The sequence below is a fragment of the Streptomyces coerulescens genome (assembly GCF_042657965.1).
Classification (GTDB): Bacteria; Actinomycetota; Actinomycetes; order Streptomycetales; family Streptomycetaceae; genus Streptomyces; species Streptomyces coerulescens.
This window is the reverse complement of sequence record NZ_JBHSKM010000050.1, coordinates 157,225-179,097: the sequence shown is the minus strand read 5'-3', so window position 1 is coordinate 179,097 and position 21,873 is coordinate 157,225. Positions and strand designations below refer to the sequence as shown.

14 protein-coding genes are annotated in these 21,873 nt (G+C 68.7%); 10 read left to right on the top strand and 4 right to left on the bottom strand.

Features of this window, described 5'->3' with window-relative positions:
* Positions 1-78: 78 nt before the first annotated feature.
* Both ACFPQ9_RS43040 and hflX read left to right on the top strand, forming a co-directional pair.
* The gene (locus tag ACFPQ9_RS43040; protein ID WP_380865583.1) at positions 79-1,698 is read left to right on the top strand and encodes a M1 family metallopeptidase; all 1,620 of its coding nucleotides are present in this window, start codon (positions 79-81) and stop codon (positions 1,696-1,698) included.
* Between the two features lie 273 nt (positions 1,699-1,971).
* Positions 1,972-3,465 (top strand): GTPase HflX, encoded by a 1,494-nt coding sequence (hflX, locus tag ACFPQ9_RS43035; protein WP_380865581.1) that lies wholly within the window; start codon positions 1,972-1,974, stop codon positions 3,463-3,465.
* An 84-nt stretch (positions 3,466-3,549) separates the two neighbouring features.
* Here hflX and ACFPQ9_RS43030 read toward each other — a convergent pair whose 3' ends face one another.
* A complete protein-coding gene (locus tag ACFPQ9_RS43030) occupies positions 3,550-4,770 on the bottom strand; it encodes a trypsin-like serine peptidase (RefSeq protein ID WP_380865578.1) in 1,221 nt (406 codons plus the stop codon).
* A 283-nt stretch (positions 4,771-5,053) separates the two neighbouring features.
* Positions 5,054-6,274, bottom strand: a complete 1,221-nt coding sequence (locus tag ACFPQ9_RS43025) for a trypsin-like serine peptidase (RefSeq protein ID WP_380865575.1) — start codon at positions 6,272-6,274, stop codon at positions 5,054-5,056.
* Between the two features lie 702 nt (positions 6,275-6,976).
* On the opposite strand from ACFPQ9_RS43025, the gene ACFPQ9_RS43020 reads away from it, so the two are divergent.
* From ACFPQ9_RS43020 to ACFPQ9_RS43005, 4 genes are all read left to right on the top strand, one after another.
* Complete coding sequence (locus ACFPQ9_RS43020) at positions 6,977-8,764, top strand: diaminobutyrate--2-oxoglutarate transaminase family protein (RefSeq protein ID WP_380865572.1); 1,788 nt, start codon at positions 6,977-6,979, stop codon at positions 8,762-8,764.
* A gap of 368 nt (positions 8,765-9,132) precedes the next feature.
* Positions 9,133-11,040 carry an IucA/IucC family protein gene (locus ACFPQ9_RS43015; RefSeq protein WP_380865570.1) on the top strand — a complete coding sequence of 636 codons (1,908 nt, stop codon included), beginning with the start codon at positions 9,133-9,135 and terminating at the stop codon, positions 11,038-11,040.
* Positions 11,041-11,079: 39 nt separating this feature from the next.
* Entirely contained in the window at positions 11,080-12,000 is a 921-nt protein-coding gene (locus ACFPQ9_RS43010) for a GNAT family N-acetyltransferase (protein ID WP_380865567.1), read from the top strand.
* A gap of 475 nt (positions 12,001-12,475) precedes the next feature.
* Positions 12,476-14,470 (top strand): ATP-dependent DNA helicase, encoded by a 1,995-nt coding sequence (locus ACFPQ9_RS43005; protein ID WP_380865564.1) that lies wholly within the window; start codon positions 12,476-12,478, stop codon positions 14,468-14,470.
* A gap of 184 nt (positions 14,471-14,654) precedes the next feature.
* Here ACFPQ9_RS43005 and lexA read toward each other — a convergent pair whose 3' ends face one another.
* Positions 14,655-15,434, bottom strand: a complete 780-nt coding sequence (gene lexA / locus ACFPQ9_RS43000; RefSeq protein WP_030944708.1) for a transcriptional repressor LexA — start codon at positions 15,432-15,434, stop codon at positions 14,655-14,657.
* 565 nt (positions 15,435-15,999) lie between these two features.
* Between lexA and nrdR the strand changes: the two genes are divergently transcribed.
* Entirely contained in the window at positions 16,000-16,569 is a 570-nt protein-coding gene (gene nrdR / locus ACFPQ9_RS42995; RefSeq protein ID WP_380865561.1) for a transcriptional regulator NrdR, read from the top strand.
* 164 nt (positions 16,570-16,733) lie between these two features.
* The gene (locus tag ACFPQ9_RS42990) at positions 16,734-19,628 is read left to right on the top strand and encodes a vitamin B12-dependent ribonucleotide reductase (RefSeq protein ID WP_380865559.1); all 2,895 of its coding nucleotides are present in this window, start codon (positions 16,734-16,736) and stop codon (positions 19,626-19,628) included.
* Positions 19,629-19,784: 156 nt separating this feature from the next.
* Here ACFPQ9_RS42990 and ACFPQ9_RS42985 read toward each other — a convergent pair whose 3' ends face one another.
* Positions 19,785-20,318: a TerD family protein gene (locus ACFPQ9_RS42985; RefSeq protein ID WP_380865556.1), complete on the bottom strand. Its 534-nt coding sequence runs from the start codon at positions 20,316-20,318 to the stop codon at positions 19,785-19,787.
* Between the two features lie 156 nt (positions 20,319-20,474).
* On the opposite strand from ACFPQ9_RS42985, the gene ACFPQ9_RS42980 reads away from it, so the two are divergent.
* Together ACFPQ9_RS42980 and ACFPQ9_RS42975 are read left to right on the top strand one after the other, a co-directional pair.
* Complete coding sequence (locus tag ACFPQ9_RS42980) at positions 20,475-21,080, top strand: YdbC family protein (RefSeq protein WP_380865553.1); 606 nt, start codon at positions 20,475-20,477, stop codon at positions 21,078-21,080.
* 129 nt (positions 21,081-21,209) lie between these two features.
* On the top strand, positions 21,210-21,869 hold the full coding sequence (locus tag ACFPQ9_RS42975; RefSeq protein WP_030944720.1) for a histidine phosphatase family protein: 660 nt from the start codon (positions 21,210-21,212) through the stop codon (positions 21,867-21,869).
* Positions 21,870-21,873 lie beyond the last annotated feature (4 nt).

Sequence of the window (21,873 nt, the reverse complement as noted above, 5' to 3'; positions counted from 1 at the left end):
CCCACCTGACATACCCGTTCGAGTGGGGCGGTTGCGCGTCGTCGACGTCCTGTGCTTGTGCGCTGATAGCCCTGGTCCATGCTGCACAACCCCCGCAACAAGGCTCAGCGCGCCGCCCGTCCTCGCCGGCGTCTCAAGGTGCCCGCGATGCTCGCCGGTGCTGTCTCCCTCAGCCTGCTCGCCGCCAGTGCTCCGGCCGCGCCCCTGGGCGTCGGTGACCGTCTCTACCCGCATCTGGGCAACCCCGGCTACGACGTGGCGTCGTACGACCTGTCCTTCACCTATCCAGGCGCCAACGACAAGCCCCTTCAGGCCGTCACCACCATCGACGCCTGGACGACCGAGGATCTGGAGCGGGTCAATCTGGACTTCGCTCACGGCAAGGTCCACTCCGTCGAGGTCGACGGAGAGCCCGCGTCGTTCCGCAGCGCCGGTGAGGACCTCGTGGTCACACCCGGACAGCCGCTGCCCGACGGCAGCTGGATGCGGATCACCGTGAAGCACACCAGCGACCCCGTCTACGGCAAGGAGCGCGAGGGAGGCTGGGTTCGGACGACGGACGGGCTGGCCATGGCCAACCAGGCCGACGCCGCGCACGTGGTGTTCCCGTGCAACGACCACCCCTCCGACAAGGCGCTGTTCACCATCCGGGTCACCGCGCCCAACGGCTACACCGCCGTCGCCAACGGTCTGCCGACCGACGTGGACCGCGCGGGCGGCTCGACGACCTGGACGTACCGGACCCGGCACCCCATGGCCACCGAGCTCGCCCAGGTGTCCATCGGCCGCTCCAAGGTGGTGCATCGCGACGGACCGCACGGACTGCCCGTACGGGACGTCGTGGCCGCCGAGGACCGCGAGCGGCTCGAACCGTGGCTGAAGAAGACCCCCGGTCAGATCGCCTGGATGGAGAAGAAGGTCGGGCGATACCCGTTCGAGACGTACGGCCTGCTCATGGCCCATGCCAACACGGGCTTCGAGCTGGAGACGCAGACCCTGTCGCTGTTCGAGCGGGAACTCTTCACACAGACCGCGTTCCCCCGGTGGTACGTCGAGTCGATCATGGTGCATGAGCTGGCGCACCAGTGGTTCGGCGACAGCGTCAGCCCGCGCACCTGGTCCGATCTGTGGCTCAGCGAGGGGCACGCCACCTGGTACGAGGCTTTGTACTCGGCGGAGAAGGCGGACCGCCCGTTCGAGGCCCGGATGAAGGCCGCGTACGCCGCGTCCGACCGCTGGCGCGCTGCCGGCGGACCCCCCGCGGCGCCCAAGGTGCCCGCGCCGGGCAAGAAGAACGGGATCTTCCGGCCCAACGTCTACGACGGCGCGGCCCTGGTCCTGTACGCCCTGCGCCAGGAGATCGGCGCACCGGCCTTCGAGCGGCTGGAACGCCTCTGGGTGAGCCGCTTCCGCGACGACTCCGCCTCGACCGCGGACTTCGTCGCGCTCGCGGAGGAGGTCTCCGGACGCCACCTCGACGGGTTCATGAACGCCTGGCTGTACGGCGAGAAGACCCCGCCGATGCCCGGCCGGCCCGAGTGGAAGTCCGTGGACCCCTCGGAGGCGGTCAAGAAGGCGGTCAAGAAGGCGGCGAAGGAGACGGCAGGGAAGACCGCCGGGAAGACCGCCGGGAAAGCGATCGGCAAGGCGGCGGGCAAGACGGCCGGGAAGGCGGCCGGGAAGGCGGCCGGGAAGTAGGACCGGTGGCCCGGAAGGCGGTCGGGAAGTAGGACCGGTGGCCGGTCAGGCGGCCGGGGAGTGGGACCGGTTCGGCCGGGAAATAAGGCGGTGACGAGACGGGCCGTGCCGTGCGACCATCATCGGGTCGGCGCGGCACGGCCCGCGGGAATCTCCCGGGGCGCTCGTGCGTTGTGAGCAGTGACGGATCAGATCTCCGGGTGCCTCGGATTCGTACCGCGGTGCCGCTGCCACCGCCGCCGTAAATGGATTCCCGATCGACGTAAGGACCCAATGACCTCCTCTTCTTCCTTTTCCCAGGACACGCAGCGTTTCGCGCACACCTATGCCGACGGCCGTCGGGCCGATGCCCTGATGGAAGAGGACGTCGCCTGGAGCCACGAGATCGACGGAGAGCGGGACGGCGATCAGTTCGACCGCTCCGAGCGTGCGGCTCTGCGCCGCGTGGCGGGCCTCTCCACCGAGCTCGAGGACGTCACCGAGGTCGAGTACCGCCAGCTCCGACTGGAGCGGGTCGTGCTCGTCGGTGTCTGGACCTCGGGGACCGCGCAGGACGCGGAGAACTCACTGACGGAGCTCGCCGCCCTCGCCGAGACCGCGGGCGCGCTCGTGCTCGACGGCGTGATCCAGCGCCGCGACAAGCCCGACGCGGCCACCTACATCGGCTCCGGCAAGGCCTACGAGCTCAGGGACATCGTGCTGGAGTCCGGCGCCGACACCGTCATCTGCGACGGTGAGCTCAGCCCGGGCCAGCTCATCCACCTCGAGGACGTCGTCAAGGTCAAGGTCATCGACCGCACGGCGCTGATCCTCGACATCTTCGCCCAGCACGCCAAGTCCCGAGAGGGCAAGGCGCAGGTCGCGCTCGCGCAGATGCAGTACATGCTGCCGAGGCTGCGCGGCTGGGGCCAGTCGCTGTCCCGGCAGATGGGCGGCGGCAAGGGCGGCGGCCTCGCCACCCGTGGTCCCGGTGAGACCAAGATCGAGACGGACCGGCGACGGATCCGCGAAAAGATGGCCAAGATGCGCCGGGAGATCGCGGACATGAAGACCGGCCGCGAGATCAAGCGCCAGGAGCGCAAGCGCCACAAGGTGCCCTCGGTCGCCATCGCCGGCTACACCAACGCCGGCAAGTCCTCCCTGCTCAACCGTCTCACCGGCGCCGGCGTCCTGGTCGAGAACGCCCTGTTCGCGACCCTGGACCCGACCGTGCGCCGGGCCGAGACCCCGAGCGGCCGCCTGTACACGCTGGCGGACACGGTCGGTTTTGTACGGCACCTGCCGCACCACCTGGTCGAGGCGTTCCGCTCCACCATGGAGGAGGTCGGCGAGTCCGACCTGATCCTGCACGTGGTGGACGGCTCGCACCCGAACCCGGAGGAGCAGCTGGCCGCCGTGCGCGAGGTGATCAGGGACGTCGGTGCGGTCGACGTACCGGAGATCGTCGTGATCAACAAGGCGGACGCGGCCGACCCGCTGACCCTTCAGCGCCTGATGCGGATCGAGACGCGCTCCATCGCGGTCTCGGCACGCACCGGCCAGGGCATCGACGAACTGCTGGCCCTGATCGACAACGAGCTGCCGCGGCCGTCCGTCGAGATCGAGGCCCTGGTGCCGTACACCCACGGCAAGCTGGTCGCCCGCGCCCACACCGAGGGCGAGGTGATCTCCGAGGAGCACACCCCGGAGGGCACACTGCTCAAGGTCCGGGTGCACGAGGAACTGGCGGCGGATCTCGCACCGTACGTTCCGGCGCCGACTGCCTGAGCCGGCCACAACCGCCAGAACTGAGGAAGGCCCGCCCCCTGTCGCAGGGGGGCGGGCCTTCCGTGTGTGCTCAGTGCGCGCTGGTCACCGGCCGCCGTATGTCCTGCTCATGTTCTGGTACAGCGTCTCGGCTCCCGCTCCGAGCTGGGGGCCCGCGAGCCAGGTGTTGTCCTCCGGGCCGATCGAGGTGTTCGACACCAGCTTGGTGTCGCCATTGACGACCCGGAACCAGCCGCCGCCCGAGGAACCGCCGGTCATGGTGCAGCCGATGCGGTACATCGTCGGCAGGGCCGGGCTCAGCGAGAGACGGCCCGGACGGTCGACGCACTTGAACATCTTCAGCCCGTTGAACGGCGGCGCCGCCGGGTAGCCCCAGGCACCCATCGTGTCGACCTCCGTCGCGGACGGGGCGGTGAAGTCGACGTCCAGGGCGCCGGTGGTCTCCTCCAGGGACTTCGCGCCGGACTCCGGCTTCACATGCAGCACCGCGTAGTCGTACGCGGCCCCCGCGCCGCCCGTCTCCGAGCCGCCCTGGATCCACTCGCTGGAGGTCGAGACCCAGTCGGCCCACCAGTTGCCGTAGGGGGCGATCTCCGTGGTCGTGGCATTGCCCAGCTCCGCCTCGGACTTGCCGAGGTCGTTGTACGCCGGGACGAAGGCGATGTTGCGGTACCAGCCACCGCCCTGGCCGGCGTGCACACAGTGGCCCGCCGTCCAGACGAGGTTGGACTTGCCGGGGTGGTTGACGTCCTTGACGACGGTGCCCGAGCAGACGGCCGGGCCGTCGGGGGTGTCGAAGAAGACCTTGCCGACGGGCGCGGCGTTCTCGTGGTACGGCGTCTTCTCGGCCGTGGCCTGGACGGGCGCCGGCTCCGGATCGCTCACGCCCTGATCGGCGGCGTCGTCCTGCGTGGTGACCGTCTTGTTGGCCTCCTTCGCGGACTGCATCCGCTCAGGCTTCCACAGGCCCTCGATGACCGGGTTGACGAAGTCCTCGGCCTCACTGAGCCACTTGTCCTTGTCCCAGTCCTTCCAGGCGCCGTCCTTCCACTCGTCGACGTCGATCCCGTGCTCCTTGAGCTTGTCCGCGATCTCGGACGGGATCTGGATGCCGCCACCGGCGTCTTCGGCCCCGGCGGCCCGCGAGGCGGCGGCGCCGGCCCGGTCGCTCGTGGAGTCCCCGGCCGAGCCGCCACAGGCGGTCGCGGTCAGCGCCAGCGCGGCGACCAGGCCGGTGGCGGCGAGGAGGGAACGCCGCCCGCGATGTGGAGCGGCAGGCGATGGTACGGAACGCGTGGAACGCATGGTGCTGTAACCCCCGTTGAAGCGTGGTGCTGCGATGGGCGCCTTGATGGCGGATGCTTGCTCGCCCCGCAGGGGGCCCTCTGCCATTTCTGCGCGGCCCCCCGGACGCGACAACCCACTATGCCCGTGGAGTTGAGATCGAACGGCGGTGAGAAGGTGAAGGTTTCACCCTGGTGACGCCTGCTTCCAGGCGCCGGGTTCCCCGGGGAGCCGTGGTTCCACCGTTGAGGTCCCCTACCGTCCCACCGCCGTCGTCGCTGTCAACTCCGAGTTTCCGTGCGCATCACTGACCGGTGAACTTCTCGCTCACCCCGTCGAACACGGCCTTGGCCTCCTTGCCCAGCCGCGGACCCGCCAGCCAGCCCGCGTCCACCGGCCCGATCGAGGTGTTGGACACCAGCGCCGGCTTGCCGTCCGAGCCCGCCGCGATCCAGCCGCCACCGGACGAACCGCCGGTCATCGTGCAACCGATGCGGTACATGGTCGGGTCGGACGCCCTGAGAGACAGCCGACCCGGCTGGTCCTCGCACTGGTACAGCTTCTGGCCGTCGAACGGCGCGGCAGCCGGGTAGCCGACGGCCTTGATGCTGTCCACGTCGGGGACGGCCGGCACGTTGAAGTCCACAGGGAGGGCCGAACCGACCGTCTCCTCCAGGGACTTACCGCTGCCGCCCGCCTCCGGCTTCACATGGAGCACGGCGAAGTCGTACGGCGCGCCGTCCCCGCCCGTCGGACCGCCCTGCGCGATCCACTGGTCCGAGGTCTGCGCCCAGTCCGCCCACCAGACGCCGTACGGCGCGGCCTGCTCCTTGGTGGCGTTCTCCATCGCGGCCGCCCCCAGGGCCTTGTCGTTGTACGACGGGACGAACGCGATGTTGCGGTACCAGCCGCCGCTCTTGCCGGCATGCACACAGTGGCCCGCCGTCCACACCATGTTGGACTTACCGGGATTGGCCGGATCCTGTACGACCGTCGCCGAGCAGACCATCGTGCCTTCGGGGGAGTCGAAGAACACCTTGCCGGCCTCGGGCGCGTTGGCGTGGTACGTGGGCGACACGGCCTTCGCGTCCACTGGCTCTGGCGTCGGGTCGGTCACACCCTGGTCACCGGAGAGGTCGTTGTCGTCGACGCCCCGGTCCGGGTCCTCAGCGTCGCGCATGCGGTCCGGGTCCCACAGACCTTCGATGATCGGGTTGATGTAGTCCTTGGCCTCGCGCAGCCAGTCGTCCCGGTCCCAGTTCTTCCAGGCGCCGTCCTTCCACTTGTCGAGATCGATCCCGTGTTCCTTGAGCTGGTCCTTGATGTCGTCCGGGATCGTGATCTTGCCCTCGCCCCCGGCCGCGGCGGACGCACTCGCCTCGCCACCAGCCTCGGTGCCGCCCGACTCGCAGGCGGTGACGGTGAGCGTCAGCGCCGCCGCGAGCGCGAGCAGCGGCAGCGGGGAGGTTCTGCGGCGCGCGCTCCTCCCTCGACGGGCGGTGAACGACGGCCGTATCGATCGCATGATCTGTCTCCCCCTGAGGTGACGGTTCGTGGTGCCACGCCGTGACGCTTCGCCGATCGCTTGCCGATCACTCACTGATCGCTCGCCGGCCGTGCTGTCACGGCGCGTTGGGACGGCATCACACACTATGTGCTCGCTGTGGGTGAGTTCCGACGGAACGGCAACGGTTTCGCTACGAGCCGTCTGAACAGGCAACTTGCTGGCAGAGCAGCCGATTTGAAGTCTCCCGGTGTCCGGTTTTGTCGGGCACTGCCCCTGCCGGCCGAGGCCTATTCGGTGGCGGATGTCACGGTGAGGTTCGTGACGGCGCCGTGGATCGGGCCGGGTGGGCGGTCGGTGCCGAGCGTCGACGGATCGGCGTGCACGCCGTCGCCGAGCCGGGATATGTCGATGCCGACAACGCGTCAACACGGAGCAGGGGGCGTGGGAACCGGACAGCCACCACCCCGTGACCGCCAGACGCCACTGCCACCGTCGCCACGGACCGACCACCAACGGTTTCGTCTCGGCAAGGATCTTGAAGCAACCCGTAACCCGGTGAACGGTCCACGGTTGGTAGCCGTGGGGGTCCGCCGCCCGTGAGCGGCCCCCTGTGCCCAGTTCCCCGGAGTTTCGAGTGGACGCTCGCGGGGCTTCGTATGTCGGGTCGGGCGAGGATGTGAAAGACCTGCTCGCCCCTGGACAGCGGGAGGACAGGGAGCCATGGCCGTGACCGAATCTGTGCGCGGGGACACGTCCGAGTCGGCGGGGGTGGGCGCCGTACACGAGGGGATCCTGCGACGGCAGTCGGCGCGCGAGTCGGCGGCGCGCACCTACGCACGTGCCCTGCCCATCGTGCCGGTGCGAGCACGTGGACTGACCATCGAGGGAGCGGACGGCAGCCGCTACCTGGACTGCCTCTCCGGCGCCGGGACGCTGGCGCTCGGACACAACCACCCCGTGGTTCTGGAGGCCATCCGCAAGGTCCTCGACTCCGGCGCCCCCCTGCATGTCCTCGACCTGGCGACCCCGGTCAAGGACGCCTTCATCACCGAGCTGTTCCGCACCTTGCCGCCCGGGCTCGCCGACAACGCACGCGTGCAGTTCTGCGGACCGGCCGGCACGGACGCGGTGGAAGCCGCCTTCAAGCTCGTCCGGGCCGCGACCGGACGAACGGGCATCCTCGCCTTCAGCGGCGCCTACCACGGCATGACCGCCGGCGCGCTCGAAGCGTCCGGCGGCGCCTTCGACGTACGGGTCGCGCGTCTGCCCTACCCACAGGACTACCGCTGCCCCTTCGGCGTCGGTGGTGAACGCGGCGCCGAACTCGCCGCCCGCTGGACCGAGTCCGTCCTCGACGACCCCAAGTCGGGCGTCCGCCACCCCGCCGGGATGATCCTCGAACCCGTCCAGGGCGAGGGCGGAGTGATCCCCGCCCCGGACGAATGGATGCGGCGCATGCGCCAGATCACGGCCGACCGGTCCATCCCCCTGATCGCCGACGAGGTCCAGACGGGCGTCGGGCGCACCGGCTCCTTCTGGGCCGTGGAGCACAGCGGCATCACCCCCGACGTGATGGTCCTCTCCAAGGCCATCGGAGGCAGCCTGCCGCTGGCGGTCATCGTCTACCGCGACGATCTGGACGCCTGGCAACCCGGCGCCCACGCCGGCACCTTCCGCGGCAACCAACTCGCCATGGCCGCCGGCATGGCGACCCTCGCCTACGTTCGTGAGCACCGCCTCGCCGAGCGCGCGGCTGACCTGGGCGCGCGGATGCTGCACCAACTCCGCGGACTCGCCGATGACTTCGAGTGCATCGGGGATGTGCGTGGGAGGGGATTGATGATCGGCGTCGAGGTGGTGGAGCCGGAGGCAGAGCCTGTGCGTGACAGGGAGCGGTCGTCGGTCCTGGCGGGTCGCGGCGAGGCGTTGGCCGCTCCGTACTGGCATGGGGGAGCGGACGAACGGGCCGTGCCAGGAGGTTCGGCCAGCCCTGGGGGTATCGGCGGTCGTAGGAGTGGGGCTGGCGGGCTCATGGGCCCCGACCCTGACCGGGCTGTGGGCGGTACACCGGCAGGCGTCGCCCCTGCCGGCCGCGCAGCACCCACGGTATCGGCAGCACCCACCGCAGCGGCGGCGATGCAGGGCGGCGAGGACCACCACCCTCGACCGGCAGCCCCCGAACTCGCGATCGCCATCCAGCGCGAGTGCCTGCGACGTGGCCTGATCGTCGAGCTCGGCGGCCGCCACTCCAGCGTCGTACGGCTCCTTCCACCCCTCACCATCAGCGACGAGCAGGCGACCGCCGTGCTCGACCGTCTCGCGGATGCGGTGGACGCGGTATCCCGCAACCACGCGGGTCAGGGCCGGCTGCAACGACCGCAACCTGGCCAGCAGCGACGCTCCGACCGAGCGAATCGCGCGGACCGAGCCGATCGCGCAGACCACACCGAGCGCGCTGATCGCGCAGATCACACCGAGCGCGCCGATCGCGCGGACCAGGTGGGGTAGCACCGCAGGAGGCAGCAGGGACGTGCAGGTGCGATTACCGATCCGTGCCCTCTCTCGGCGACGGCCTACTCCCAAGCCAAGCATCACGTTCCCTCGCAGCCTCAACTCCAACTGACCCACCCCCCTCCCTCTGCACCATCCGAACGCGGCACTCCAGCCCCCCCCCACAAAGCAGTACGGCTACCGCTGCCGCGCGAGCCGGAATCACTTCACGAGGACCAACCTTGAACAGCACCCCCACAACCGCCGGCCGCCGTCTTACCCGACCGCTCCGCGAAGACGCACCGCAGGAACCAGCCGCGGCACAGCGGGCAACTTCTGCGTCGGCGCACGGAGCAGCCCCAAGGCGGGGACCGATCCGCACGCCGATGCAGAGCGGCGCCCCGGATATCCAGCAACTCCCGGATGAGACTTCCGACCTGTTGGAGCACCCCGACCCGCACACCGCAGCCCAGGCCGCCGCCGTGGAGAACCTGCTCCGCTGCTGGGTACGCGAGACCAACGCCCCGGCCCCCCACGACGGGATTCTTCGCATCCTGCTGCCTGCCACCGGCACGGCCCTGGTCGCTCCGGTCCACTACTGGTCCCCGACGGGGTGGCACCGCCTCGCCCTTCCACATCTGGCCGCCGCCACAGATCAGTCCTCGCTCATCGACTCCGTCACCCTCGCAGCACTGCTCACCAGGGAGGCGCTATACCAGACCTCCGATGCACCCGAGACCTCCTCAGTACCGTCACCCCCACCCGCGACGCTCTCCGCGATGACCGCCGCCACCGACCTCGTCGCCCGCGTCGCCGACTCCGCCCAACGAACCGCCACCTTCATCAGCGAGCGTCGGCACAACCCGGCCGACAGCCCTGACCTCTTCCTCGCGGCCGAGCAAGCGCTCCTCCTCGGACACCCGCACCACCCGACGCCGAAGAGTCGCGAGAGCCTCTCCGAGACCGAAGCCCGGCTGTATTCACCCGAGCTCCGCGGCTCCTTCCATTTGCGCTGGTTGGCCGTATCTCCTTCTGTGCTCGCCACTGACTCGGCGTGGACCGAACGCGGCCGTGCCGTCCCCGCCCCGCAGCTCACCGCCCGACTTGCCGGCCCCGACCTGTCCCTGCCGGACGGCTATGCGGCCCTGCCGCTCCATCCCTGGCAAGCGCGCGAGGTACGGCACCGCCCCGAGAGTGCCGCTCTGCTCGATGCCGGACTACTTGTCGACCTCGGCGACCTTGGCGATCACGGCAACCACAGCAACCACAGCAACCACAGCGGACCGTGGCATCCCACCTCCTCCGTACGCACCGTCTATCGGTCCGGCGCTCCGGCCATGCTCAAGCTCTCGCTGGGTCTGCGCATCACCAACTCCCGGCGTGAGAACCTCCGCAAGGAGCTGCACCGCGGCGTGGAGGCGCACAGGCTCCTGCGCAGTGGTCTCGCGGCGCAGTGGCAAGGCGCGCACCCGGCATTCGACATCGTTCGCGACCCGGCCTGGCTCGCCGTCGACGGGCTGGATGGAGCCCCCGTGCCAGGTCTCGACGTGATGATCCGGCACAACCCCTTCCGGCCCTCCGACGATGTGTCCTGCGTAGCCGGACTCGTTTCACCCCTTCCTCACCCACAAACCGGCATCAGCTCAGATCGACGGCAGCCGGACAGGGAGCCGCTGCGGTCCCGGCTCGCCCAGCTGATCACGCGTCTCGCCGCCCGAACCGGTCGCTCCCGGGAAGCCGTTGCCGCCGAGTGGTTCCTGCGTTACCTCGCACATGTCGTTCGCCCTGTGCTGTGGCTGGACGCCGAGGCCGGCGTCGCCCTGGAGGCGCACCAGCAGAACACGTTGCTTCTGTTGGACGGCGACGGCTGGCCCTCGGGAGGCCGGTACCGCGACAACCAGGGCTACTACTTCCGTGAGTCCCGGCGCGCGGAGCTGGAGGCCCGGCTGCCCGGCATCGGCGAGCACAGCGACACCTTCGTCTCGGACGAGGTCACCGACGAGCGCTTCGCGTACTACCTCGCGATCAACAACGTCTTCGGTCTCATCGGCGCGTTCGGCTCCCAACGTCTCGTCGACGAACAACTGCTGCTCGCTGCTTTCCGTCGTTTTCTCGGCGAAGTGGTCGTCGGTCCCACCCGGCTGCGTACGTCACTCCCGGCCCGCCTGCTCGACTCATCGGTCCTGCGCTGCAAAGCAAACCTCCTGACCCGCATCCACGGCCTCGATGAACTCGAAGGCCCGGTCGATACCCAGTCCGTCTACGTCACGATCGCCAACCCCTTGCATTCCTGAGGAACATGCCCGATCCCGCTTCCTGAGAGGAGCGTCTCCGTGCCTCCCACCGACGCGAGTGCCAACGCAGGCGCCGCCCCGGTCACCGACATCGGCTCCACGAGTCCGACTGCTCGTGAGAGCCGTATCGGCCCGGCTGCCGACGCAGGCCCAGACAGCGAGGACACGCTGGACCTGCATCTGCCCGACGAATTCGTCGCGCTCTTCGGGAAGGACACCGCTGGCGGCGGGAGGCCGAGCCTTGCCACAGCCACAGCCACAGCCAGTGGCGCGGCCAGCGCCACAGCCACAAGTGCAGGTACCGGCACCGGCACTGACCCGGGCACTGGCGGCGGCGTAGACACCCGTACGTCCGGGGGTGCACCTGCTTCCGACGTCCCGAACGCCGACGACCTCCTCGGAGGCGTCCCCGACTGGGGACCAGTCAGCACGCCGGCAGGCGCGCTGCACCTGGTACCCGTGCGAATCGAGCGAGACCTCCTGATCATCAGCCGCTGGATGCACGATCCCGCCGTCACAGCGTTCTGGGGCCTCGCCGGACCGGAGGACGCCATCGAGGAGCATCTGAGGTCTCAGCTCCTCGGCGACGGACGCAGCGTCCCGTGCATGGGTCTGCTGGAGGGCACGCCGATGAGTTACTGGGAGATCTACCGCGCCGACCTCGACCCGCTGGCTCGCCACTACCCGGCCAGGCCCTACGACACCGGAGTTCATCTCCTCATCGGTGCTGTGGGTGATCGAGGGCGAGGACTCGGCGGAACTCTTCTTCGAGCTGTCGCCGACCTCGCACTCGACAAACAGTCCGCCTGCGCTCGCGTCGTCGCCGAACCGGACATTCGCAACACCCCTTCAGTCGCCGCCTTCTTGACCGCCGGCTTCCGGTTCTCCGCCGAGATCGACCTGCCCAGCAAACGGGCCGCACTCGTGATCAGAGACCGGAGCCTGCGCCATCTGATGTGACGCCGCGTCGCAACGTCATCACTTTTGGTACACCGCTCGCACCGATCCGGTTCCCACTCCCGATGAACCGAATTCAGGCCGAGTCGATCTCTGCCCGGATGCAGCGGGACCCCGGGCACCAACCGATCGGGCTGTCGGCGCCCGAACCATCCCCGGCCCGACGCCGGAGGCACCCCGACCCACTCCCCATCACTCCCCCTCGCTCCGGGTCACTCCGGCCGAAGCCGACATCACTCCGTCCAAAGTCGACCGACCTTGATCGCATCCGACGCTCAACCGACCGCAACGAGCGAATTCCGCACCCACCCGAACCGTCCCTGACCTCGACCGAACCGCCACCGTGCCCACCCGGACCGATTCCGTAGACACCCGAACCCATTCGATCCCTGCCCGGGGAACGGCCGGTCTTGATCCAGTCCCCCGTCCCCACCGTGGTCGCTCGTTTGTCAGTCCCGAGTCGTAGGGTGGTCGCTCTATGGAAAAGCCCTCACTCCCCGAACTCCTGCATGCCGCCGTCACCGCTGTTGGCGGCACGGAGCGCCCCGGCCAGGTGACGATGGCCGAATCCGTCGCGGAGGCCATCGACGGCGGTACCCACCTGCTCGTCCAGGCCGGCACCGGCACCGGAAAGTCGCTCGGCTACCTCGTGCCCGCGCTCGCGCACGGGGAGCGTGTCGTCGTGGCGACGGCCACCCTGGCGCTTCAGCGCCAGCTCGTGGAGCGGGACCTGCCGCGCACCGTCGACGCGCTGCACCCGCTGCTGCGTCGTCGCCCGGAGTTCGCGATGCTCAAGGGCAGGTCGAACTACCTGTGTCTGCACCGCCTGCACGAAGGCGTCCCGCAGGACGAGGAGGAAGGCCTCTTCGACCAGTTCGAGGCGGCCGCACCCACCAGCAAGCTGGGCCAGGACCTGCTGCGGATGCGTGACTGGGCGGACGAGACGGAGACGGGCGACCGCGACGACCTGGCGCCCGGCGTGTCCGACCGCGCCTGGGCGCAGGTGTCGGTGTCGTCGCGGGAGTGCCTCGGCGCTACGAAGTGTGCGTACGGTGCCGAGTGCTTCGCCGAGATGGCCCGGGAGCGGGCCAAGCTGTCGGAAGTCGTGGTCACCAACCACGCACTGCTCGCGATCGACGCCATCGAAGGTGCCCCGGTCCTCCCGCAGCACGAGGTCCTGATCGTCGACGAGGCGCACGAACTGGTCTCCCGCGTCACCGGAGTCGCCACGGGCGAACTCACCCCGGGGCAGGTCAATCGCGCGGTGCGCCGCGCCTCGAAGCTCGTGAACGAGAAGGCCGCCGACCAGCTCCAGACCGCCGCCGAGGGCTTCGAACGGCTGATGGAGCTGGCCCTGCCGGGTCGCCTGGAGGAGATCCCGGAAGACCTGGCCTACGCACTCATGGCGCTGCGCGACGCCTGCCGCACCGTGATCTCCGCGATCGGTGCGACGCGCGACAAGTCCGTGCAGGACGAGGACGCGGTCCGTAAGCAGGCGCTGGCCTCGGTCGAGTCGGTGCACGACGTGGCGGAGCGGATCACCAACGGCTCCGAGTGGGACGTCGTCTGGTACGAACGGCACGACCGCTTCGGCGCGTCCCTGCGCGTGGCCCCCATGTCGGTGTCGGGCCTGCTGAGGGAGAAGCTCTTCGCCGACCGCTCCGTCACTCTGACCTCAGCGACCCTGAAGCTCGGCGGCGACTTCAACGGCGTCGGTGCGTCTCTCGGGCTCGCTCCGGAAGGCACGGAGGGTGACGACCTCCCGCAGTGGAAGGGCGTAGACGTCGGCTCGCCGTTCGAGTACCGCAAACAGGGCATTCTGTACGTCGCCAAGCACCTGTCGCGCCCCGCGCGGGACGGCGACCGCGTGGACATGCTCGACGAGCTGACCGAACTGATCCAGGCGGCCGGGGGCCGCACGCTCGGACTGTTCTCCTCGATGCGAGCCGCGCAGCTGGCCGCCGAGGAGCTCCGCTCCCGCATCCCCGAGTTCCCGATCCTCCTCCAGGGCGAGGAGACGCTCGGCGAGCTGATCAAGAACTTTGCCGCCGACCCGAAGACCTGCCTGTTCGGCACGCTCTCGCTCTGGCAGGGCGTCGACGTGCCCGGCCCCAGCTGCCAGCTGGTCGTCATGGACAAGATCCCGTTCCCGCGCCCCGACGACCCCTTGATGAGCGCCCGCCAGAAGGCCGTGGAGGACGCCGGCGGCAACGGCTTCATGGCGGTCGCCGCCACCCACGCCGCGCTGCTCATGGCGCAGGGCGCAGGCCGCCTCGTACGTGCTTCGGGGGACCGGGGCGTGGTGGCCGTCCTGGACCAGCGGCTGGCGACAGCCCGGTACGGGAGCTATCTGAAGGCGTCACTCCCCGACTTCTGGTACACGACGGACCGTAACCAGGTCCGGAAGTCGTTGGCCGCGATCGACGCGTCGGCGACGCAGGCGGAAGCGGAGGCCGAGGCAGCGGCGAAATAGCCGGGACCACCGTCGTTAGCCTGTCGCGGCACCGCGACAGGCTAACGACTGCTCCAAAAGCCGAGGGCACCGGGGCCATCCGACTCCGGCTCACCATCCGAAACAGCACAGGGCCCCGGAACCGGCGCAGGGGTTCCGGGGCCCGGTCAGGGGGCGAGGCCTATCGGCTCGCCCGCCGCAGCCGTCACACGCGCCGCAGCACCGCCACCACCTTGCCCAGGATGGTCGCGTCGTCGCCGGGGATCGGCTCGTACGCGGAGTTGTGCGGGAGGAGCCAGACGTGGCCGTCCTCGCGCTTGAAGCGCTTGACCGTGGCCTCGCCGTCGAGCATCGCGGCCACGATGTCGCCGTTCTCGGCGACCGGCTGACGACGGACCGTGACCCAGTCGCCGTCGCAGATCGCGGCCTCGATCATCGAGTCGCCGACGACCTTGAGCACGAACAGCTCACCGTCGCCGACCAGCTGCCGGGGGAGGGGGAAGACGTCCTCGACCGACTCCTCGGCGAGGATGGGGCCACCGGCGGCGATGCGGCCGACCAGCGGGACATACGACGCCGCGGGCTTGCCGGCGGTGTCCGTGGGCTGCACCGAGGCGGCCTGGTCGGAGCCGCGCACCTCGTACGCGCGCGGGCGGTGCGGGTCTCGGCGGAGGAAGCCCTTGCGCTCCAGTGCCATCAGCTGGTGCGCCACCGAGGACGTGCTGGACAGGCCGACCGCCTGGCCGATCTCCCGCATCGACGGCGGGTAGCCACGGCGCTGGACGGAATCCCTGATGACCTCGATCACGCGGCGCTGGCGGTCGGTGAGCCCTGAGCTGTCCGCCCGGATGCCGGGAGGTCGACCCGGTAGGGAGCGCTTTTGTCCCTCGGGATTCATGGCTTCGTTCATCGCATGCACCGGCTCGAGTCGGCCCTGGGAGCGGTCCTGGGCAGTGATGGTGGCACTGTCTGCGGTGGTGGTCACGTCGGCCCCTCTCGATGGTCTCCCTGCTGCACAACGGTAGTTGCTTTCGAAAGGTTGCGCCAAACACACGTTCGAGTGAAAAATCGCGAATCGGCTTACGTGATCGCATGTCGGGGTGTATGGCTAACGAACTGCCCGGCGGGCAAAAGGGCCCATTGTTGTACTCTTCACCGCCGGGGTGACGACCTCGTGGGTTGTTGCCCCAGTCTGCCATCCGGGATCAGCTCAGCCGGGAACCGACCCCCATCTCTGCGGGAGTCCCACGTCCCCTCCGTGTGGCGCTCACGGTATCTCCGTATGTGCCGTAGCGATACGGCTGTGCATCGGCGTGTGCGGCGGACCGGCGTGGCGGTACGCCACCTGCTCATGTCTGTGCGACACGCGCGTACGGCCTGGATGTATGAGCCAATCCCCACATCTAGTGGTTGGATTGCAGCAGCAGCCCAGAAGTTGTGGTCCCCCCGGTCCTCGGACCCTCGGAGATCGCCTATGCTTGGGGCTGCTTCGAGGGGCCCATGAGGCCCAGCGAGGCTATTGAGTCTGCTGTGAAGGAGGGTTGGGAGTTATGCACTGCCCCTTCTGCAGGCACCCCGACAGCCGTGTCGTCGACAGCCGTACGACCGACGACGGCACGTCGATCCGCAGGCGCCGCCAGTGTCCTGACTGCTCCCGTCGTTTCACGACGGTGGAGACATGCTCGCTGATGGTGATCAAGCGGTCCGGAGTCACCGAACCGTTCAGCCGTACCAAGGTCATCAACGGCGTGCGCAAGGCATGCCAGGGACGACCTGTCACCGAGGACGCGCTCGCCCAGCTCGGCCAACGGGTCGAGGAGGCGGTGCGGGCCACCGGAAGCGCCGAGCTGACCACCCACGACGTGGGACTGGCGATACTCGGCCCGTTGCAGGAACTCGACCTCGTCGCCTATCTGCGATTCGCCTCTGTCTACCGGGCTTTCGACTCGCTCGAGGACTTCGAGGCCGCGATCGTGGAGCTCCGGGAGACGACGGGACGCTCCGCCGCGGACAAGGACGACCGCGAGGACAACGTGGGCGCAGTCACGGGGGGCCAGGAAGACGATCGCGGGTCCGGAGGGACTGCACAGGTCCCCGTTCCCGCCAACGCCGCCGAATAGGGCGGGCCGGATCCGGATGTCAGACCCCGGATCCGGCCGAGAGGGCGGCTACAGAAGACCTGCTGCGGGTGGCGATCAGAGGGTGCCCGCAGCAACAGACAGAACACGTGCCACGGGGAACATCGGGGCACTTCAGGGCGTTTTAGCCCGTACAGGGAGGCGGCATGACAGAGACGGCGAGCGGTCCGGCACGGAGTTCCCGCGCCAAGGGCACCAAGGCGACCAAGGGACTGCGTATCGAGCGCGTCCACACCACCCCCGGCGTGCACCCGTACGACGAGGTGGCCTGGGAGCGCCGTGACGTCGTCATGACCAACTGGCGCGACGGCTCGGTCAACTTCGAGCAGCGCGGCGTCGAGTTCCCCGACTTCTGGTCGGTGAACGCGGTCAACATCGTCACCAGCAAGTACTTCCGCGGTGCCGTCGGCACCCCGCAGCGCGAGGTGAGCCTCAAGCAGCTCATCGACCGCATCGTGAAGACGTATCGGAAGGCCGGCGAGGACTACAAGTACTTCGCCTCGCCCGCCGACGCCGAGATCTTCGAGCACGAGCTGGCGTACGCCCTCCTGCACCAGATCTTCAGCTTCAACAGCCCCGTCTGGTTCAACGTCGGCACGCCCCAGCCGCAGCAGGTCTCGGCCTGCTTCATCCTGTCCGTCGACGACTCCATGGAGTCGATCCTCGACTGGTACAAGGAAGAGGGCATGATCTTCAAGGGCGGCTCCGGCGCCGGCCTGAACCTCTCCCGCATTCGCTCCTCCAAGGAACTGCTGTCCTCCGGCGGCAACGCCTCCGGTCCGGTCTCCTTCATGCGCGGTGCCGACGCCTCCGCAGGAACGATCAAGTCGGGCGGTGCCACCCGCCGCGCCGCCAAGATGGTCATCCTCGACGTCGACCACCCCGACATCGAGGACTTCATCGAGACCAAGGTGAAGGAAGAGGAGAAGATCCGCGCCCTGCGTGACGCGGGCTTCGACATGGACCTGGGCGGCGACGACATCACGTCCGTCCAGTACCAGAACGCCAACAACTCGGTCCGCGTGAACGACACGTTCATGAAGGCCGTCGAGTCGGGCGGCAAGTTCGGCCTGACCTCCCGTATGACCGGCGAGGTCATCGAAGAGGTCGACGCCAAGGCCCTGTTCCGCAAGATGGCCGAGGCCGCCTGGGCCTGCGCCGACCCCGGCATCCAGTACGACGACACCATCAACCACTGGCACACGTGCCCGGAGTCCGGCCGCATCAACGGCTCGAACCCGTGCAGCGAGTACATGCACCTGGACAACACGTCCTGCAACCTCGCCTCGCTGAACCTGATGAAGTTCCTGAAGGACGACGGCAAGGGCAACCAGTCCTTCGACGTCGAGCGCTTCGCGAAGGTCGTCGAGCTCGTCATCACCGCGATGGACATCTCCATCTGCTTCGCGGACTTCCCGACGCAGAAGATCGGTGAGAACACGCGCGCGTTCCGCCAGCTCGGCATCGGCTACGCCAACCTCGGCGCCCTGCTGATGGCGACCGGCCACGCGTACGACTCCGACGGCGGCCGTGCCCTGGCCGGTGCCATCACCTCCCTGATGACCGGCACCTCGTACCGCCGTTCCGCCGAACTCGCCGCGGTCGTCGGCCCGTACGACGGCTACGCCCGCAACGCGACGCCGCACCTGCGCGTCATGAAGCAGCACGCCGACGCCAACGGCAAGGCCGTCCGCATGGACGACCTCGACACGCCGATCTGGGCCGCCGCCACGGAGGCCTGGCAGGACGTGCAGCGCCTTGGTGAGAAGAACGGTTTCCGTAACTCTCAGGCGTCCGTCATCGCCCCGACCGGCACCATCGGTCTGGCGATGTCCTGCGACACCACCGGTCTTGAGCCCGACCTCGCGCTGGTCAAGTTCAAGAAGCTGGTCGGCGGCGGCTCGATGCAGATCGTCAACGGCACGGTCCCGCAGGCCCTGCGCCGCCTGGGCTACCAGGAGGAGCAGATCGAGGCGATCGTCGCCCACATCGCCGACCACGGCAATGTCGTCGACGCCCCGGGCCTCAAGCACGAGCACTACGAGGTCTTCGACTGCGCCATGGGCGAGCGCTCCATCTCCGCGATGGGCCACGTCCGCATGATGGCCGCGATCCAGCCGTGGATCTCCGGCGCCCTGTCCAAGACGGTCAACATGCCGGAGTCGGCGACCGTCGAGGAGGTCGAGGAGATCTACTTCGAGGCCTGGAAGATGGGCGTCAAGGCGCTCGCGATCTACCGCGACAACTGCAAGGTCGGCCAGCCCCTCTCCGCCAAGACCAAGGAGAAGGAGAAGGCAGAGATCACGGAGAAGGCCGAGGCCACCATTCGTGAGACGGTCGAGAAGGTCGTCGAGTACCGCCCGGTCCGCAAGCGCCTCCCGAAGGGCCGTCCCGGCATCACCACGTCCTTCACCGTCGGCGGCGCCGAGGGCTACATGACCGCCAACTCCTACCCGGACGACGGTCTCGGCGAGGTCTTCCTGAAGATGTCCAAGCAGGGCTCGACGCTCGCGGGCATGATGGACGCCTTCTCGATCGCGGTCTCCGTCGGTCTCCAGTACGGCGTGCCGCTGGAGACGTACGTCTCGAAGTTCACCAACATGCGCTTCGAGCCGGCCGGCATGACGGACGACCCGGACGTGCGGATGGCGCAGTCGATCGTCGACTACATCTTCCGCCGCCTGGCGCTGGACTTCCTGCCCTTCGAGACGCGCTCCGCGCTCGGCATCCACTCCGCCGAGGAGCGTCAGCGGCACCTCGAGACGGGCTCCTACGAGCCCAACGAGGACGAGGTCGACGTCGAGGGCCTGGCGCAGTCGGCGCCTCGCGCCCAGGAGCTGAAGGCCGTCGCCACGCCGAAGGCCGAGGCCTCGGCGGCCAAGCCCGCCCCGCAGCAGGCACACACCAGTGCCGAGCTGGTGGAGATGCAGCTGGGCATCCAGGCCGACGCTCCGCTGTGCTTCTCCTGCGGCACGAAGATGCAGCGGGCCGGCTCCTGCTACATCTGCGAGGGCTGCGGCTCGACCAGCGGTTGCAGCTGACAGCGCCCGGGGCTCGGCCCCGGACCGTTCGGAAAGCCCTGAAGGGCTCTGACGGCAGGTAGCTCACAAAGAGGGGCGCCGACGACATGTCGGCGCCCCTCTTCGTCGTACGGCCCGCGTGTGCGTGTTGCCTCCCCACGCGTGTGCGAGCCACTCTCAGGGCTGGCGAGCCCTGCCCATGACCGCTGTGAAGGTCTCCGGGTCGTCCTCGAAACCGTGGATGCCCGGGTGGAACTCCCACGTGCTCGATCCTTCGCGCACGAACTCCGCGACCGTGGCCGCCGTCGAGCCGAGCACGCCGCCGAAGTCGTCCTCGGCCAGCACGGTGTAGCCCTCACGGATGCGCAGGGCGGGCTTGATGACACTGACGAAGGTGCGCTCCGCCGGGCGCTGCTGGATCACGACGCCGACCATCACGCGCGCGTACCGGCTGTCGAGCCGGTCGAGTTCAACGGTGAGCACCTCGTCCCAGCCGAAGCCCTTGCCGTCCTTGCTGTCCCGGTTGAGATAGATGGTGCCGTCAGGAGAGCGGCTGTCGAAGTGCACCACGTAAGCGGGATCGCCGTAGGGATCGCTCGTCAGATAGGTCGCGGCCACTATGTCCAGATCGGTGGGCGGCTGCCCGGCGGGACTCGGATCCCACTTGAGTGAGATCTCGACTTTCCGGTTTCCCTTGTTGATGGCGTTCACCAGGCTTCCCCTTCCCCGTCATGCGAATGCTCCCAGCCCGAACTGCCCTGTGGACGAGGCCGGTTGTCCATCCTGCCACGCCTGCGGGTTCGCGGGCGGAGGACCAGTGGGGCAGACAGTGACCGACGCCACGCTGATGGGCCTTACCATGGCGCGGTGCTGGTCAAGTGGATTCGCTGCACCGTGGTGGACCGCCGCGGCTTCGAGCGGGGGCAGCGAAAATGGGCGGGGCTTCTGGGGGAGCCGGGATTTCGGGGGCAGGGTGGTGGCTGGAGCCGGGGGCGGCAGGGGGTGGCGCACATCTTCTCGTTCTGGGAGAGCCGTTCCTTCTACGACTCCTTCATGGCCCGCTCCCATGACCGGCTGGCCGCGGCCCAGTCCGGCACCTTCAAGGACATGCAGGTCAAGCTCTTCGACTACCGCTTCGACGTGAAGACCGGCTTCGAGCCGCGCTTCACCGACGCGGACCTGGTCCGGGTGGCCCACTGCCGTGTCCACGAGGAGCGCGCCGAGCACTTCACACTCATGCAGGAGAAGGTTTGGAACCCCGCCATGGCCGGCTCCCCGGGCATGGTCCGCGGGCTGTTCGGTGAGGCGCCGGGGCATGAGTTCCTGGTGCTGTCGATGTGGCACTCGGCCGCCGAACACGGCAAGTACCGGACCGAGCGCGTGGAGCGACTGGCCTTGCGTGCCCAGATCGAGGCGGATGTCGCGGCCCTCACAGGTGACATCGTGGACCTCGAAGCCACCTGGACGGTTTGACATGGTTTGAAATCCAAACCCGCTACGCGGGCGTCCTGATGTGGCAGGTGATACAGGAAATGTGTGACCTACGCCGTATGGAGCCCGTACGAGTGCTCGATCAGCCGTCGGCCGATCTAGGGTTTTGGCATGGCACGACCACGGCGCATCGTCCTTGTCCGACACGGGGAGTCAACGGGCAATGTTGATGACACCGTTTACGAGCGTGAGCCCGACCACGCGCTGGCCCTGACCGAGCGGGGCTGGCGGCAGGCGGAGGAGACGGGCAAACGCCTGCGGGAGGTGTTCGGCCGCGAGCGCGTCAGCGTGTACGTCTCGCCCTACCGTCGTACCCACGAGACGCTCCGCGCCTTCCATCTTGACCCCGAGCTCATACGGGTGCGCGAGGAACCCCGCCTGCGCGAGCAGGACTGGGGGAACTGGCAGGACCGCGACGACGTACGTCTCCAGAAGTCCTACCGGGACGCCTACGGCCACTTCTTCTACCGCTTCGCCCAGGGCGAGTCCGGCGCAGACGTGTACGACCGGGTCGGCAACTTCCTGGAGAGCCTGTACCGCAGCTTCGAAGCGCCCGATCATCCACCGAACGTGCTGCTGGTGACCCACGGACTGGCCATGCGGCTGTTCTGTATGCGCTGGTTCCACTGGACGGTCGCTGACTTCGAGTCGCTGTCGAACCCCGGGAACGCGGAGATGCGGATGCTCGTTCTCGGGGACGACGGCAAGTACACGCTTGACCGGCCGTTCGAACGCTGGCGTGATCCGGAACCGTACGGGATCACCGGATAGAGTG